Consider the following 15,931-nt stretch of genomic DNA (forward strand, 5'->3'; position numbering starts at 1 on the left):
GTGCTCTTTCTTAATTTACGATAAAAGTTTTTTGACATAAACATAATTATTCTCCTCTTTTATCTTTCAGCAAGACTTACTCTACGATATCGGTCGGAATTTCACCATAGTAGGTTTCAGCAATCGACCCGGTTATAGCGGCAAGCGTATCGCTATCGCCTCCAAGGGAGACGGCAAGGCGAATAGCGTGTTCAAAATGATCACTTTCTAAAAATGCGATTATCGCTTGGGGAACAGTACCTTGGCAACTTTCGTTAAACTTATATATCGGACGGATTTCATCACAGGTTTGTGATAAATCGTAACCAAAACAAGGGGTTCTTCAAGGGTTTCCAATGCCCAGCCCACCGGTGAAACACGCATTGCCGAACCATTTCCCCAGCTGTTGTAAGATTGTGGCGTAACTTTTGTATTGAGCCATTTATAGAATATTCCACCATAGCCGGCATAGGAATATTTGTGACACCAATTAACGCACAATTTCCACCAAATTATCTCGACAGCCTTGCTGAACCCAATCCGCCACGGCAACCGTACAGACCAAATCATCAGTAAACTGAGACGCTGAAGTCATCAACTCAAAATCTGTTGCACGGTAATTTTTAAACTCAAAACGAGAACCCACAACATCACCAATAATTGCTCCTTATCAATAGATTGTGCTGTAATAAGCAAGCTAAATATAATGGTCATGCCATAGATTGATAGATTGTCGTGACAGGTTGTGTCGCATACCAAAATAATGTTGATGGCTGAGAAAAAAATGAATCAAGCCTTGTTAAAGAAGATAGTGCACTTTTCTATGAAAGCGTTTAAAAGCGTGATTTGTAAGTACATTTATTTGGCTTGAATGTATTCCGTTAAAACTAAAAGGACTCAGTGCTACGCAATATAGCACTCAGTCCTTAAATTAAACGTCTCGCTTTTAGGGTTAGCTTATTTTTTACCGCACTTTTTAAGAAATATTAAAGCATCTTTAATAACTGACCAAAATCATCCAACACCCAATCCGGATTCGATTCGCTAATTGGAATATTATAATTATAACCGTAGGTTAATCCCACAACGGCACAACCGGCAGCATGGGCTGCCAGAATGTCATTTTTAGAATCGCCCACAAATAAGAGTTGGCGAGGCTCAATGCCGAATTTACCACACAAATAATAAAGTGGTGCAGGATGCGGTTTGATTGCAGGTAAAGACTGCCCGCCGAGCATTTCGCTAAATAAGTGATCGATACCAAAGGCGCTCAACACCGGTTGAACGTGTCTGGTCGGTTTATTTGTTACTACGGCTAAAGTGTAACCTTTCGCTTTTAACGCTTCTAAGGTTTCTTTCACATTGGGATAAAGATGGCTCACATTGCAAAGGTTTTCACCATAATAGTGGTTGAAACGTGCTTTAACTTCTTCTACCTCTGCTTCGCTTAATGCTCTACCGGTTTGTGCTTTTACCCAATCTAATGCTCGGGCAATTAACACAGGTGCCCCATTGCCAATCCAGGTTAACACTAAAGACTCCGGTGCTTGGGGCAAATCAAATTCGGCTAAGGCTGAATTGACGGATAGGGCTAAATCCGGCAAGCTGTTAACGAGCGTGCCGTCTAAATCAAAGCCAATCAATTTAAATTGTGTTTTCATTTAATCTCTCTTTTTTATACAACGATAAGGAAACTAAAATTCTCAATTAGCCACGGACAGTGGAAAGTTGATCTCTCATTTGAGCAATCACTTGTTTGTAATCCGGGCTGTCAAAAATCGCTGAGCCTGCGACAAACATATCTGCACCGGCAGCGGCAATTTCTGCAATATTATTGACTTTTACACCGCCATCCACTTCTAAACGGATATCAAAACCGCTGTTATCAATGATTTTTCTAACTTGTTGTAATTTTTTCAACGTTGCCGGAATGAAAGATTGTCCGCCAAATCCCGGATTAACCGACATCAACAAAATGACATCCACTTTATCCAATACATAATCCAAATAACTCAGTGGTGTGGCAGGGTTAAACACCAAACCGGATTGGCAACCGTGATCACGAATCAACTGTAAAGAGCGGTCAATATGCTCAGTGCTTTCCGGATGGAAGGTAATATAATTTGCTCCGGCTTTGGCAAAATCAGGAATAAGCCGATCCACCGGTTTCACCATTAAATGCACGTCAATAGGGGCGGTAATACCGTAATCACGCAAAGCCTGACAAATAGCGGGGCCAAAAGTCAAATTGGGCACATAGTGATTATCCATCACATCAAAATGAATGAGATCTGCACCGGCATTAAGCACATTTTGAACATCATCACCAAGGCGGGCCAGATCGGCGGAAAGAATAGAAGGGGCAATAAGGTAAGGTTTCATCGTTATCTCCTCGGGGTAATCACCGCTCTAGTTTACTACGTTAAAACAGAAATTGCCTTGATTATTTCTCAGAAAATTTTGAAAAAAATGACCGCACTTTCCTGTCTGTTTTGACAAGAATGCAAAGTGCGGTCAGTTTTCTGTCTTTTTATTGATCCAAAATTGTCGTTATCAATTTTAAATATTCAATAGCAAGGCTTCGTTGATCGCTACTGGCATTATAAACAAGATCTTCTGAAAGCACGCCGCAAGACTGGGTTTGAGGGATTTCCCCTTGTTCATAAGCTTCAAAATCCGCCATCCAATCCCCTTCAAAATAATAACGTTCTAAACGTTTCATTTTCGGTAAAAAGGTTTGCCATTTTTCAAGAAAATTTTCTGCCTCAGCCAAAAATTCATTGGCTTCATCCAATATGTTTTCCATTTCGGCTAATTGTGCCAAACGAGTTTGAGATAGCATAGTTCTCTCCAAAATGAGGTAAAAAGAAACCGCACTTTGCTTAAAGTGCGGTCAATTTATCTTGCCTTTTACCAATTACACATCATAGGTGGTGGAAGCGGTGTTACCGCCACGCCCTGTCCAGTTGGTGTGGAAAAACTCACCACGCGGTTTATCTGTACGCTCGTAGGTGTGCGCACCAAAATAATCCCGTTGGGCTTGCAATAAATTCGCCGGTAAACGAGCAGAAGTGTAACCATCCAAGAAGGTAATCGCAGAAGCCATACAAGGCATCGGAATGCCCACTTCAATGGATTTTGCCACCACTTTACGCCAATCGCTCATGGCATTTTCTAAAATGCCTTTGAAATAAGCGTCTGAGCCTAAGAAAATCAAATCCGGGTTAGCCTCATAAGCATCACGAATATTACCTAAGAAACGGCTACGGATAATACAGCCTTCACGCCATAATAGTGCAGTTGCGCCATAGTTGATATCCCAACCGAAGTTTTCGGAGGCTTCACGAATCAGCATAAAGCCTTGTGCATAAGAGATAATTTTTGAGGCAAGTAAGGCTTTACGCACCGCTTCAATCCAAACTGCTTTATCGCCCTCCACTTTCCCAATGGTTTTGCCGAATAATTTTTCTGCCGCCACCCGCTGATCTTTGAAAGAAGAAACACAACGGGCAAACACCGATTCGGTGATTAAGGTTAATGGAATACCAAAATCAAGAGCGTTGATGCCCGTCCATTTACCCGTGCCTTTTTGTCCGGCAGTATCCAGGATTTTTTCCACAAGCGGTGTGCCGTCTGTGTCTTTATAGCCCAAAATATCTGTTGTAATATCAATTAGATAGCTATCCAGCTCTGTTTTTTTCCATTCAGCGAAAATGTTTTGCATTTCCTCATAACTTAAGCCTAGTCCGTCTTTTAAGAATTGGTAAGCTTCGCAAATTAACTGCATATCACCATATTCAATGCCGTTATGCACCATTTTCACGAAATGACCTGCGCCCTCTTTTCCAACCCAATCACAGCACGGTTCGCCTTTATCGGTTTTGGCAGAAATTGCTTGTAAAATCGGTTTGACATATTGCCATGCTTCCTCGTTACCGCCCGGCATAATGGAAGGTCCATGGCGAGCCCCCTCTTCACCACCCGATACCCCGGAACCCACAAAGCGAATCCCTTTTTCCGCTAAGGCTTTCACACGGCGGTTAGTATCCGGATAGTTAGAGTTGCCGCCATCAATAATGATGTCGCCCTCTTCCAAGTGCGGTAATAGTGCATCAATAAATTGATCCACCACTTCGCCCGCACGCACCATCAGCATCACTTTTCTTGGTTTTTCCAATTTAGACGCCAAATCTTCCAAGGAATACGCCCCGATAATGTTCGTGCCTTTCGCCGCCCCTTGTAAAAACTCATCCACTTTTGACGTGGTACGGTTATACGCCACCACTTTAAACCCGTGGTCGTTCATATTTAAAATGAGGTTTTGCCCCATCACGGCGAGTCCAATCACGCCGATATCGCCTTTTTGTGACATTTTTTTCTCCTGCTGGTGAGGTGCAATTTATGAGTTACACCGATTGAGTATAAACTTAGTTTGTTGAATTATTTTGTAATAAATCCTTTTCAGGAATTTGTTGTAAAGAAAATTGACGTTTTCCCACAATTTCTTCCACTTTGTCAGCAGACAATCCTGCTTGTAATAGTTCTTGACGTAAACCATCAAGTGAACGATTAAAGGCTTCTCGTGCCCGTTGCACACCTTCAACAATAAATTGTGCATTAAAATCATCTTTTAATTCATAAAACTGAATATTAGAGGCACAGTGATAAAACCATTCAAACCTTGCGGCGACTTCTTGCAAAGCAAGCGTGCCATGAGCTTGTTTAATACCTCTATCACTCAAATAAACTGTTCCTTGAATATTGCTAAAACCATGTTTTTTTAAAATACATTGAATATCCGAATAGGCGTTACGCCAACTGGCATTATGATAGTTTTCTTCCAAACAATGGGGATCCATATCAAAAACAATTAATGTACGATCCATTTTATCCTCATTGCATCATGTCTTTACCAATGTATATTACTTTGGAGTACATTGACATACTTCACTCGCCAAATAACTGTGCACAGGCTTATTTCTCTGCAACCACCACATACTTTTGTTCAATAATTTCTCGAAAACTTTCGGACGTTGTCGCCCAATCAAGCACATCCACTTTATAAGGGAGATCGCTTTCGCTAAAGGCTTCGCTGACCTCCGCAAAAAGCCGTAACGAGAGAGGTTCTTCGCTCATTACCACCAAATCCAAATCCGAAAATTTACGCGCTGTACCTTTCACTCTTGAACCAAATGCCCGCACTTCATAGCCTGCCAAGTGAGTTCGTAAAATATCTTGTACAATAGTAAGATGTTTGGGTTCAATATCAAAAATCTTATCCATTTTGACCGCACTTTAATTTCTCTTGGAGATATTTTGCTTCACTTAAAAATTTAGGAATACCCTGCACCACAGCGATTGCAATATCTTCATCGTAAGTATGACTGGTTCGGCTACGCATTTCACGATATTGTTTCCAATCGCTCCACTCTCCTTGCAATAAGCCATATTCATTGCCCGTGCGAATCAGATCTTGAAAGCTAATGCCATCATAAAGTTCTGGATTAGGCGAAATCGCAACCAAATAACGCTTTAGCATTTTGTGGCTGAGTTCATAGGTAAACTCAAAGCGTTGAATTAAACCATCACGAATTTGCAGATCACTCACATCTTGCAGATAACGGTTTAACCCTTCTTCTAGACGAAAAATAGCTTTTTCTAATGGGGTAAAATCAAGCATTATTTGCCTCTTTAATTGCTCATCCATAAAGATAGATTACTCTTTCACCACAACCTCACTCTCGAATATTGGTAAATGCCAAAAGCCACCGCCAACACCTTTACATGATCCGCTTGTCCACTCTGAAGTGCGGATAAAAATTTTGCCATTCCAAACTGCGTTCTGACCAAACCAGCAATCACCGATTCCACGACCTTTATAAGATCCATTAACGGCTAAAAAATGTTTCTGTTCATCATAAAAAGCTCCATTATATTGATGAGCTAATTGCTGTTCGACTCGGGTTAATTTATCATCCATCACTGCATAATAAGCTCCCTCTTGATAAGCGCCCCTCCAACAAAGAGATTCTGCCAATACCTTACTATTCGTCAGCGGGTAAATGGTAATCCCATCAAGCCAATTATCATCCTGATGCAAAACAGGACAATAGCCATCGGATTCTTCATCCGTGCCATTAGCTTGACGTAAAAGTGCCATTACTTCATCAAATTGTTTTGTTCCCTTTTTCAGGATATATTCTTGACGGTTTGGAATAGCTATCGCCGTAATTTTAGGCGCAGGGCGTGGGGCTAACACCGGTTTTGTGCTATTTCCCTTGCGTATCAGGGCTGAAGGCGTATTTAATCTCTGCTGAAATTCATCCATACGCAACATTGCCGCTGCCGCACCTTTATCCGATAATTTACCTTTAAACTCACCGGAAACAATCTGGATTTCGGTGTTTTTTTTCAATGCGTTAAGTAGTGTCGTTATTTGGGTGTCCGTGAGAGAATATTCGGTTTGAATATCATCAACATTTTCTTTTTGCATTTTTCCTAAAGATTGCCCATTTATCAAAATTTCGGCAAATTTACCAATAGGAATGTTCTTCTCTTTTTCCTGATCGTATGCCAAAAAAGATAATTTCCCTGACACCTTTGCATTTTCCCCTGCCGGACGGGTAAATAAAACCGAAACGGGTATATCATACCAACCATCTGATTGATACCCTGTCAGACGGCAAGTACCGGTATTATCACAAACCAAATTCCAATCTTGGTAAGACTCATCAATCCCTTTGATCGGTGAAGCCAATACACTCATTGGCAGTAATATGAGTAATAACAACTTTTTCATTTATCTATCCTATGAATAATTTATATAACAATCTGCAAAACCAACGCCAACACCGCCGGCAACCCTTGCTTTACAAAAATGCCCTTATTGGCGGTGATTGCGCCAAAAATGGCGGCAGTTATCACACAAACTAAAAAGAAATAAATCACCGACATTTGGTTTATCACATAACCGAAGAGAATTCCTGCCGCCAGAAAGCCGTTGTATAACCCTTGATTGGCAAACATCACCTTCACTTTCTTTTGGGCGATAAACTCATCCGTTAAACCGAAAATGCGTTTGGCCTGTTTTCCCTCAATAGCGAACATTTCTAAATAGAGAATGTAAAAATGTTCGATTGCCACAAGTGCGGTCAAAATATGGGCTAAAATTTCCACTATAAAAACTTCGCTGCCGCTTTATCCAAATACCACTCCGTCACCCCATTTTTCGCTTTAATTTTCGCTGCCGGATAAGGGAGAGTTTCCGCTGGTGTGGTTTGGATTTCTTTTAAAATTTCCGCTTTGCCTTCACCTGTCACAAGATAAGTAATGCGTTTTGCCTGTTCGATGAATTTTGCGCTTTTGGAAATACGGATTTGCCCGCTTTCAGGGTGTTTTGCCATCACCGCAAGGTTTTTATCATCAAAATAAGTTTGATGTGGGAATAAGGAAGCTGTGTGTCCGTCTGCCCCCATGCCTAAAATAATCCAGTCAAAAACACCGTCAGGAATGACCGCACTGAGTTCCTCTTGGAAACGTTTTAGCTCAACGTGCGGTTCATTTTCACCACGAATTCGATGAATATTTTCCGCTGGAATCTGGATATGGTCGAATAATAATTTTTGCACTTCGCCGTAATTGCTTTCGGGATCTTGTGGTGAAACCATACGCTCGTCACCCCACCAGAAATGTAAATTTTGCCAATTGATTTGCTCTACATAAGGGGGGTGCGCCAGTGTTTTAAAGAGTAGTTTTGGTGTTGAACCACCGGAAAGGGAAATATGTATAGGGTGGATCGATTGGCTATAAATAACAAATTCTTGTGCTATTTTTTCAACCGCTTGTTGCGCCGTAGAAAACGTGATCGTGTTCATTTTATTCCTACAAAAGTGCGGTTCGATTTTCCGGTATTTTTGAAAAAACAAAAAATGGATAACCAAACCTATGATAAAAATTATAGGCATTTTACCATAGCAAACCGTTTAAGTTATCCATTTGAAACAAGAAATTGTCAATTAAATTAATGCGAATTCTCTTGCAAAAGTTGTTTTAATTGTGCCGCACTTGGCGAGACGACCGGCAAAAATGCGCCTTCATTCCAACGGCGAATAAAACTCAATGATGAGTCTTTAAAATAAGCCGCACCACCGCTTGCTTCTAACTCCAATAATAGGCTTTTAGCCACGAGATCCACCACTTCTAAACGCAAAGCAAGGAGTTCTTTCGGACGTTCAATAAAATATTGTTCTTCCGTCAATCCCTGATATAAACGCTGTTTAAGAGAAGTAAAATGTTCGCTTGTTTGCTGCCAGTCTGTCGCTAATGCCGCACGATAAATAAGTCGTTGTTCGGCTTCTTGCAACGAACGTTTCGCCAACCCTAAAGCCAAACCGAATTGATAACCTAAAAAATAAGGGCGGGTTTGAGCTAAAAATTCAGGGGCGTTGTCGGATAAAATCCATTCCGGCTTTAATTCTACCTCATTGAACGTTAAACTTGCGGTGTTTGCACCTTGTAGGGCGATAAACTCTAAATCAGCCGAACGAACCAACCCAATTGCATCTGACGGAATCGCAATAACCCAAGGGGTTTTCCCTTCCAATCCTGCACTAAATACCGCTAAGAAACGATCTTTTCTCACATTGGTTACCCAAGGTAACTTGCCATTTAAATAATATTTCCCGTCTTTTTGGCTAATTTTTACGTTTAATTCTTCCAAATTAGCTAAATATTTAACCGTATTGGAAAGCCCGGTCGCCCCTGCAATATCCGCATTAATAAGTTCATTTAAATAATGTTCTCTAAAATAGGGATTTGAGCTGGTTAAAATTTGTTTAATAAAAGTATAATGTCCCCACGCAATAAAACTCGCCGTGAGTGAATGTGATGCTAATGTTTGCAATATTTCAATCACCTCTTTAGCGTCCCCACCCTGTCCGCCTAATGGCGTTGGGACACCCACTTTAAATACGCCTTCAAGCGCTATTCTTTTTAACAATCCTTCCGATAATTCAGAAGAAGTTTGATCTAATTCATTTGCGTTATTTTCTAACCAATGAATAAAATGTTCTGAAAAAAAAGCCATTATTTATTCTCCTTTGTTAATTTGATTGAAAAGGAAAATACTATAGAAAAATAAGGTTGCATAATATCCATTATGCATATGATATATATTTTTTTAATATAGAAATAAGATAATACTGATTAGATGAAGGGAAGCGCTTTTTTATTATAAATAAATATAAATTATAAAAAATCAATATAATATTAAACAATAAGTTTAGGTCGATTAAATATAAAGGGTATGTAAAACTCAGCGTTCACATACCCAATTCATCAACTAGATTTTTTTCTTCATCAAACCGCTTGGTTTACGCCATACTCTACCTTGTCGGGCAATCAGTTTATCTGCTGCCACCGGTCCCCAAGTGCCGGCTTCGTATTCGTGGATTCGTCCGCCGTTGGCTTTGTAATCTAAAATCGGTTGAACAAATTGCCAAGCCGCATGAACGGCATCCGTACGGGCAAAGAGTGTCGCATCGCCTTTCATTGCATCCAGCAATAGACGCTCATAAGCGGTCAATACTTGTGCTCCGGCAAGATCAGCATAGCGGAAATCCATCGAAACTTCTTTTGCCTCAAAGCCTGCGCCCGGTTTTTTCAAACCGAAACGCATAGAAATGCCTTCGTCCGGTTGAATACGGATGATGAGTTTGTTTTCTGGGGCGTTTTGGCTAAATACCGGGTGAGGTGTGGTTTTAAAATGGATCACAATTTCTGTGACACGAGCAGGTAAGCGTTTACCGGTACGCACATAAAAAGGCACGCCCGCCCAACGCCAGTTTTCGATTTCACAACGCAACGCCATATAGGTTTCAGTGTGTGAATCTGCCGGCACGCCTTTTTCTTCTAAATATCCCTTCACGATGTTGCCATTCACTTCACCGGCAGTATATTGACCCAACACTAAATTATGTTCCACATCTTCTTGCGTAAGTGGACGTAAACAGTGCATCACTTTTGCCACTTCATCACGCATAGAATCCGCATTGATGATTGCCGGCGGCTCCATTGCTACCATTGCAAGCACTTGCAATAAGTGATTTTGGAACATATCCCGCATAGCACCGGAACCATCATAATAGCCGCCACGCTCCTCCACACCGATAGATTCCGCCCCAGTGATTTCTACATAATCAATAAAATTACGGTTCCAAAGCGGTTCAAACCAGCCATTAGAAAAACGCAATACGAGTAAATTTTGAACGGTTTCTTTACCAAGGTAGTGATCGATACGATAAATTTGATGCTCTTCAAAGAAACGGTGAATTTGCACATCCAACACTTGTGCGGTTCTTTCATCATACCCAAAAGGCTTTTCTACAATAATACGCTTCCAACCGTATTCTTCTGTATTTAAACCATGTGCAGCCAAACATTCGGGAATTACACCATAAAGGCTTGGTGGGGTGGACATATAATAGAGTGTATTACCGCAAGTTTGATATTTATCGTGTAATTCGTCCAAACGGGGAACCAATTTTCCATAGTCTGCGGCATCTGCCGTATTCACGGCTTGGTAGTAAAGATGATGACAAAATTCATCAAGGGTTTCAGGTGTGGTATCTTCGTTTTTGATTAAGGCTTCACGCATTTTTGTGCGGAAAGTTTCATCATTAAGTTCCGAACGTGCCACACCAAGCACGGAAAAATTTTCGCCTAATCTTCCGATTTTGAAGAGATTATAAAGTGCCGGGATGAGTTTTCGGTGGGTTAAATCCCCGGATGCGCCAAAAATGACGATACAGCTGTTCTCAGTTTGCATAATTATCCTTGTAAAAATACCGAGTGAAATGACGGGCTATTCTAACGAAATTTTTCCTGCTAACCAATCAATTAAATTGAAAGATAGAATCCCAGTTGACAGATTTATCCGCCACCATCACAAAATTGGGATTAATCAAGGTTTCACGTCGATTATAGGTGAGCGGTGCAAAGTGTGAATCAAAAATCTGTCCATTCGTTTCATTGAGTAACACTTCTGAGCCCGCCGTATCCCATTCACCGGTTTGTCCCAAACGAACATAGCAATCCACCTCGCCTTCAGCCACCAATGCGCCTTTCAAACTACTAGAGCCCAGCACGACAAACTCATAAGCAAAATCCTTTGATAACATTGACCGCACTTTTTCTTGCGAAGTGGTGGCGCCCACCGCAATGCGTAATGTTGGGAAGGAAGAAGTGCGGTTAAAATCCACGGTGTTTTTACCCAGTTTTTTCACCTGTTCGCCTTGTTTTTTAAATGCGCCAAAATCTGCCATCGCATAATAGGTAAGGGATAATATCGGTGCGTGAATAATGCTTAGCACAGGTTTATTTTTACGAACAAGGGTGATTAAAACGGAAAATTGATCAGTGCGATTAATAAATTGTTGCGTGCCATCGAGGGGATCGATGAGCCAATATTCTTTCCACGTTTGGCGTTCCTCAAAAGGAATATGACAATTTTCTTCGGAAAGCACCGGCGTTTGTGGGAAAAGTGCGGTCAGTTTTTCCGTTAAAAATTGACTGACAAAAAGATCCGCTTCGGTGACCGGTGTATTATCTTCTTTAATTTGTACATCAATATGCTGTTGATAAAAACGTTGTAGATGATTACCGGCTTGGTAAGCAATCAGTAGAACTTGATTAAGTAAATGTTCATTGAGTGGCAACATAAAACCTCCCGACAATATTTTTCATCATGATTTTGTTTTGGGTAATAAAAATGGTAGAACAAAGAGAGAATAAAATACCATACCGCACATATTTAATAATCCCAGCACTAGCCCATCTTTAATTAACCATGTCCAGATTGATATATCCGCTTCTTTTATTACGACCAGTAAATAAGCAATGAAATAAAAATAGAAAAAACCGATCAATGATGAACATAGCACAATTGATAGGATATTATAGCGTACATAGCGATATTTAGTGGCGACCAAGGCAATCAGAAAAGCGGGAATGGTTGCTAGGATAAAAGCAATGAAAAGGTAGTGGCTAAAAGGTACGCTTACATCAAGATCCCAATCCAAAAACCAAAATAATGCGGTGGCTAATCCTTGCAAAATCAACGGAAATAAAATTAATGCTTTAAGATAAGGTTTCATAAAATCTCCCTACAATTTCTTATGATGATTTGGTTTTTGGCAAGAGCCAAGGCAGTATAAATAAAGTGCAAAATGTCATAAAGCACATACCCAATAAAGCTCCCCAGAATGAAATAGTAAACTCAATAAGATAGATGATGGTGAGATAATAAAAAAAACTCACTAATGCTGAGCATAGTACAATAGCGGCAATGTTATAGCGCATATAACAGAATTTAGTGGTGATCAGGCTAATCAAAAAAGCGGGAATCGCCACGAGAATAAAAACAACAAGAAAATTTTGGATAAAAGGCAATTGGTAATATGGATCTGCATTCGCATTCAAAAACTCTAAAAGTGCGGTCGCTAACCCTTGCAAGATAAGAGGAAATAAAATTAATGCTTTAAGATAAGGTTTCATAAAAAATAGGCTATCGGAAAAGATAGCCTATTTTAAAGGAATTTTAGGGATTAATCAGATTTTTTCGCACGTAGTACACGAGAAGCAAAAATAATGATCCCGGCAATAAATACGGTTAAACCCAATATTTCACCGATGCGGTCCCAATTTTCAAGGTGAAGTGCAAGTGGCGCTTCAGAACCGCCGGAAGTGACGGAAGCGGCAATCACAAAGGCTAAAATCACGCCCATAAGACTTTCCCCTACGATCAAACCAGCGGAGAAAAGCGTTCCAAAACGTTCTGCTTTAGCGGAGATTTGTTGATTGCCGGTGCGTGCCGCATAGCTTGCAATATGGCGGTTAATGAACCAGGCTAAGAAAGCCCCAATCACTACCGGGGTATTAATGGATGGGGGCAAATAAATACCAATCCCTACTGCTAATACCGGTAATGCAAAGGCTTTATTACTCACTTTTTTCAAGAACGCATCAATAACAATTAACACCGCCCCTAACCCCACACCGGTTAAAATGTATGTCCATTCTAATTGGTTGGTAAAAATCCCTTGTGAGATGGTTGTCATAATCGTGGCTTGCGGTGCAGAAAGCGCTTGGGTCGGATCCATATCCGCCCGTGGCAATGCGCCACTAAAACCATAGGCGTGGTATAAAATCTCCAACACCGGTGCAATCACCAATGCACCGACAAAACAACCAATAATCAATGCCACTTGCTGACGCCACGGCGTGGCTTCAACTAACAAACCGGTTTTTAAATCCTGTAAATTATCGTTAGAAATCGTTGCCGTGGTCAGCACGATAGAGGCGGTAAAGAGTGTCAGTGCAGTTAAAAATTTCTGACCGTCAGTGGTTTCAAATAAGCCAGTCGCATTACCAATAGACACCAGCACAAGCGAAATGACAATTACCGAGATAATCCCGATACCGGAAATTGGGCTGGATGAAGACCCGACTAATCCCGCCATATAACCGGAAGCCGCAGCCACAAAAAAGCCGATAAATACCGCCAAGAAAGTACAAACTACCACTAATAAAATCGCCAGTTCCGGTGAAATCGGTGCTGCAGCGATAAAGTGATGCAATGAAATCACAATCAATACCACGGTCGCAATCAGGATATAGATCATAGTTTTTGGCGAAAGGTCGATATCAATACGGTGATCGGATTCTGATTGACCGCTTTTTAACATACGGAAAGAATGCACCATACCTTCTACCATCGGTTTCATTAAAACCAACAATGTCCAAATTGCGGCGATACCAATCGTGCCCACCCCAATAAAACGGACTTTGGTTTTCCATGTACTCATGGCAAAGTCGATCAAACTCATCTCCGTTGGCATATCACCGGACATCGTAAAGAATGGCACGGCAACACCCCAAGTCAGCACCAAACCGACCAACATCGCAATACCGCCAACGATACCGATCAAATAACCTGCGCCTAATAACGCCAAAGAGAAGCCCATTGGCAACTGGAAGGCGGCTTTACCGGTTTGAAACCATACACTCGCACCGTCTGCCATTACCCGTAAACCATTGGTTAAAAAGGCCACCACACCGGCGAATACCCCGCCATAGGCAATATCTTTTACCCCGGTATCGCCTTTATCGTGATTACCCGCTTTCAAAATTTCAGCCGCTGCCACACCTTCCGGATAAGGTAAATCACTATTCACCACCATCGCACGACGTAATGGAATGGTGAACAATACCCCTAATGTGCCACCGGCGGCACAAATCAACATGGTTTGCCAAAATGGAAAATCATTCCAGTAACCCATCATTAATAAACCCGGTAAAACGAAAATCACAGAGGATAACGTCCCCGCCGCAGAAGCCTGCGTTTGTACCATATTATTTTCCAAGATACTGGAATCTTTAAAGAATTTTAACACTGCCATAGAAATCACAGCGGCAGGAATGGAAGAGGCAAAAGTCATCCCGACTTTTAAGCCTAAATAGACGTTAGATGCGGTAAAAATCACCGTAATTAACGCCCCGAGAATCATCCCACGAAACGTGAGTTCTTTTAAATTTGAATGAGGCATAATTTTTCCTAAGTTAAACAAAAGGCGCTTACTGTCCCAAGAAACAACAAAAAATTCAAGAATTGTTTAATATTTCTTTAACTAAATTGAAAGATATTTAATAAATACTCGATTTATTAGAAAAATTATTAATATTTCCTCATCCAAGACTATTCAAATAATCCCTCAACGCATAAAGTGCGGTCAAATTTCTTGCCTCATTGAAATCGGGATGAGCAATTAATTCATCTAATTTCGCCAAGGGAAAACGAACCAATTCTAAGGGTTCCGGCTCGTCTCCTTCAAGTTTGCAAGGGTAGAAATCCTGCACAATAAAAATATGCATTGGGTTACGCATATAACTTGGGCTAGTAATGACCGTACGTAAAAAATGGATGTGCTTTGCGCCAACGCCAATTTCTTCCTTCAATTCACGATTGGCAGCCTCCTCCGGTGTTTCCCCCGCATCAACGCCCCCTTTAGGAAAACTCAGCTCATAACGCTCTGTCCCCACCGCATATTCTCGAATCATTAAAAGCGCATCCCCCTCAATCGGCACCATCATCACCGCCTGATGCGCCCCCGGTTTAAAGCGTTCATAGGTGCGCTTTTCACCATTGCTAAATACCAAATCAACCGCTTGAATTTCAAATAAACGTGATTTTGCAACAGTACGTGTGGAAAGAATTTGAGGTAAGTTTTTTTGAATGTTTGATAACATCGGTTTTCCTGTATTTTGTGATACCATTGGGCGCAAACTGTATCACAAATTGAGCAAAGAGAGAGCGTAAATGGAAGAAAAAGATGTTCGCCTTGATAAATGGCTATGGGCTGCCCGTTTTTATAAAACCCGCAGTCTTGCCAAAGCGATGATCGAAGGGGGAAAAGTCCACTACAACGGACAACGGGCAAAAGTCAGTAAAATTGTGGAAGTGGGTGCTGTCTTAAAATTACGCCAAGGTAATGAAGAAAAAGAAGTGGAAATCTTGGCATTAAGCGATCAACGCCGTGGCGCCCCCGAAGCACAATTACTTTATCGTGAAACAGAGCAAAGTGTGAAAAAACGGGAAGAAATGACATGGGCGAGAAAAAACAACGCACTTTCTATGCCTCACCCCGAACGCCGTCCAAACAAAAAAGAACGTCGGGATTTGTTGAAGTTTAAACATCAGGTATAAAAAAGTGCGGTTGAAAATCCCAGTATTATGTAGCAAATGCACAAAACAGAAATTTTAACCAAAACGTGGGGACACACTGCGTGTGTCCGTTATAAAATCAAATTATTTCAATAGGTTAAAATTCGGACACACGCAGTGTGTCCCTACAAGATAACAAAAAAACAACGTTGTGCAACTGCTGCATAATACCGG

The 15,931-nt window shown here is 41.0% G+C and carries 21 protein-coding genes; 1 reads left to right on the plus strand and 20 read right to left on the minus strand.

Annotated features, from left to right (window positions below):
• Positions 1–76: 76 nt before the first annotated feature.
• The 20 genes from BKK50_RS13220 to nudE all read right to left on the minus strand — a co-directional run bounded on the left by BKK50_RS13220 (position 77) and on the right by nudE (position 15,282).
• Complete coding sequence (locus BKK50_RS13220; protein WP_208606205.1) at positions 77–277, minus strand: ADP-ribosylglycohydrolase family protein; 201 nt, start codon at positions 275–277, stop codon at positions 77–79.
• On the minus strand, positions 220–480 hold the full coding sequence (locus BKK50_RS12700; RefSeq protein WP_208606203.1) for a hypothetical protein: 261 nt from the start codon (positions 478–480) through the stop codon (positions 220–222). The genes BKK50_RS13220 and BKK50_RS12700 overlap by 58 nt, the downstream gene beginning before the upstream one ends.
• Positions 470–625, minus strand: a complete 156-nt coding sequence (locus BKK50_RS12705; protein WP_208606204.1) for a hypothetical protein — start codon at positions 623–625, stop codon at positions 470–472. Before BKK50_RS12705 ends, BKK50_RS12700 begins: the two co-directional genes overlap by 11 nt.
• A 340-nt stretch (positions 626–965) precedes the next feature.
• Complete coding sequence (locus BKK50_RS07310; protein WP_077416747.1) at positions 966–1,640, minus strand: phosphoglycolate phosphatase; 675 nt, start codon at positions 1,638–1,640, stop codon at positions 966–968.
• A gap of 46 nt (positions 1,641–1,686) precedes the next feature.
• Positions 1,687–2,361, minus strand: a complete 675-nt coding sequence (gene rpe, locus BKK50_RS07315; protein ID WP_077416749.1) for a ribulose-phosphate 3-epimerase — start codon at positions 2,359–2,361, stop codon at positions 1,687–1,689.
• Positions 2,362–2,509: 148 nt separating this feature from the next.
• The gene (locus BKK50_RS07320) at positions 2,510–2,821 is read right to left on the minus strand and encodes a DUF4298 domain-containing protein (RefSeq protein ID WP_077416751.1); all 312 of its coding nucleotides are present in this window, start codon (positions 2,819–2,821) and stop codon (positions 2,510–2,512) included.
• Positions 2,822–2,896: 75 nt separating this feature from the next.
• The gene (gene gnd / locus BKK50_RS07325) at positions 2,897–4,351 is read right to left on the minus strand and encodes a decarboxylating NADP(+)-dependent phosphogluconate dehydrogenase (protein WP_077416753.1); all 1,455 of its coding nucleotides are present in this window, start codon (positions 4,349–4,351) and stop codon (positions 2,897–2,899) included.
• 55 nt (positions 4,352–4,406) lie between these two features.
• Positions 4,407–4,865, minus strand: a complete 459-nt coding sequence (locus BKK50_RS07330; protein ID WP_077416755.1) for a virulence factor — start codon at positions 4,863–4,865, stop codon at positions 4,407–4,409.
• 88 nt (positions 4,866–4,953) lie between these two features.
• Positions 4,954–5,262, minus strand: a complete 309-nt coding sequence (locus BKK50_RS07335) for a nucleotidyltransferase family protein (RefSeq protein WP_077416757.1) — start codon at positions 5,260–5,262, stop codon at positions 4,954–4,956.
• A complete protein-coding gene (locus tag BKK50_RS07340; protein ID WP_077416759.1) occupies positions 5,255–5,659 on the minus strand; it encodes a nucleotidyltransferase substrate binding protein in 405 nt (134 codons plus the stop codon). Before BKK50_RS07340 ends, BKK50_RS07335 begins: the two co-directional genes overlap by 8 nt.
• Before the next feature lie 36 nt (positions 5,660–5,695).
• Positions 5,696–6,778, minus strand: coding sequence for a DUF1176 domain-containing protein (locus BKK50_RS07345; RefSeq protein WP_077416761.1), 1,083 nt, complete (start codon positions 6,776–6,778; stop codon positions 5,696–5,698).
• 20 nt (positions 6,779–6,798) lie between these two features.
• On the minus strand, positions 6,799–7,155 hold the full coding sequence (locus BKK50_RS07350; protein ID WP_077416763.1) for a DUF1304 domain-containing protein: 357 nt from the start codon (positions 7,153–7,155) through the stop codon (positions 6,799–6,801).
• A complete protein-coding gene (gene pgl, locus BKK50_RS07355) occupies positions 7,155–7,853 on the minus strand; it encodes a 6-phosphogluconolactonase (RefSeq protein ID WP_077416765.1) in 699 nt (232 codons plus the stop codon). Before pgl ends, BKK50_RS07350 begins: the two co-directional genes overlap by 1 nt.
• Before the next feature lie 146 nt (positions 7,854–7,999).
• Entirely contained in the window at positions 8,000–9,064 is a 1,065-nt protein-coding gene (locus BKK50_RS07360) for an acyl-CoA dehydrogenase family protein (protein ID WP_077416767.1), read from the minus strand.
• Between the two features lie 255 nt (positions 9,065–9,319).
• A complete protein-coding gene (gene zwf / locus BKK50_RS07365) occupies positions 9,320–10,804 on the minus strand; it encodes a glucose-6-phosphate dehydrogenase (RefSeq protein ID WP_077416769.1) in 1,485 nt (494 codons plus the stop codon).
• A 67-nt stretch (positions 10,805–10,871) separates the two neighbouring features.
• Positions 10,872–11,696 (minus strand): 3'(2'),5'-bisphosphate nucleotidase CysQ, encoded by an 825-nt coding sequence (gene cysQ, locus BKK50_RS07370; RefSeq protein WP_077416771.1) that lies wholly within the window; start codon positions 11,694–11,696, stop codon positions 10,872–10,874.
• A gap of 24 nt (positions 11,697–11,720) precedes the next feature.
• Entirely contained in the window at positions 11,721–12,131 is a 411-nt protein-coding gene (locus tag BKK50_RS07375) for a hypothetical protein (RefSeq protein ID WP_077416773.1), read from the minus strand.
• A gap of 19 nt (positions 12,132–12,150) precedes the next feature.
• Positions 12,151–12,531 carry a hypothetical protein gene (locus tag BKK50_RS07380; RefSeq protein ID WP_077416775.1) on the minus strand — a complete coding sequence of 127 codons (381 nt, stop codon included), beginning with the start codon at positions 12,529–12,531 and terminating at the stop codon, positions 12,151–12,153.
• Positions 12,532–12,581: 50 nt separating this feature from the next.
• A complete protein-coding gene (locus BKK50_RS07385) occupies positions 12,582–14,582 on the minus strand; it encodes an OPT family oligopeptide transporter (protein ID WP_077416777.1) in 2,001 nt (666 codons plus the stop codon).
• Positions 14,583–14,721: 139 nt separating this feature from the next.
• Positions 14,722–15,282 carry an ADP compounds hydrolase NudE gene (nudE, locus tag BKK50_RS07390; protein WP_077416779.1) on the minus strand — a complete coding sequence of 187 codons (561 nt, stop codon included), beginning with the start codon at positions 15,280–15,282 and terminating at the stop codon, positions 14,722–14,724.
• Positions 15,283–15,352: 70 nt separating this feature from the next.
• Here nudE and hslR point away from each other — a divergent pair, with 70 nt between their 5' ends.
• Positions 15,353–15,739 carry a ribosome-associated heat shock protein Hsp15 gene (hslR, locus tag BKK50_RS07395; protein ID WP_077416781.1) on the plus strand — a complete coding sequence of 129 codons (387 nt, stop codon included), beginning with the start codon at positions 15,353–15,355 and terminating at the stop codon, positions 15,737–15,739.
• The last annotated feature ends 192 nt before the right edge of the window (positions 15,740–15,931 follow it).

The organism is Rodentibacter rarus (genome assembly GCF_001998965.1).
Classification (GTDB): domain Bacteria; phylum Pseudomonadota; class Gammaproteobacteria; order Enterobacterales; family Pasteurellaceae; genus Rodentibacter; species Rodentibacter rarus.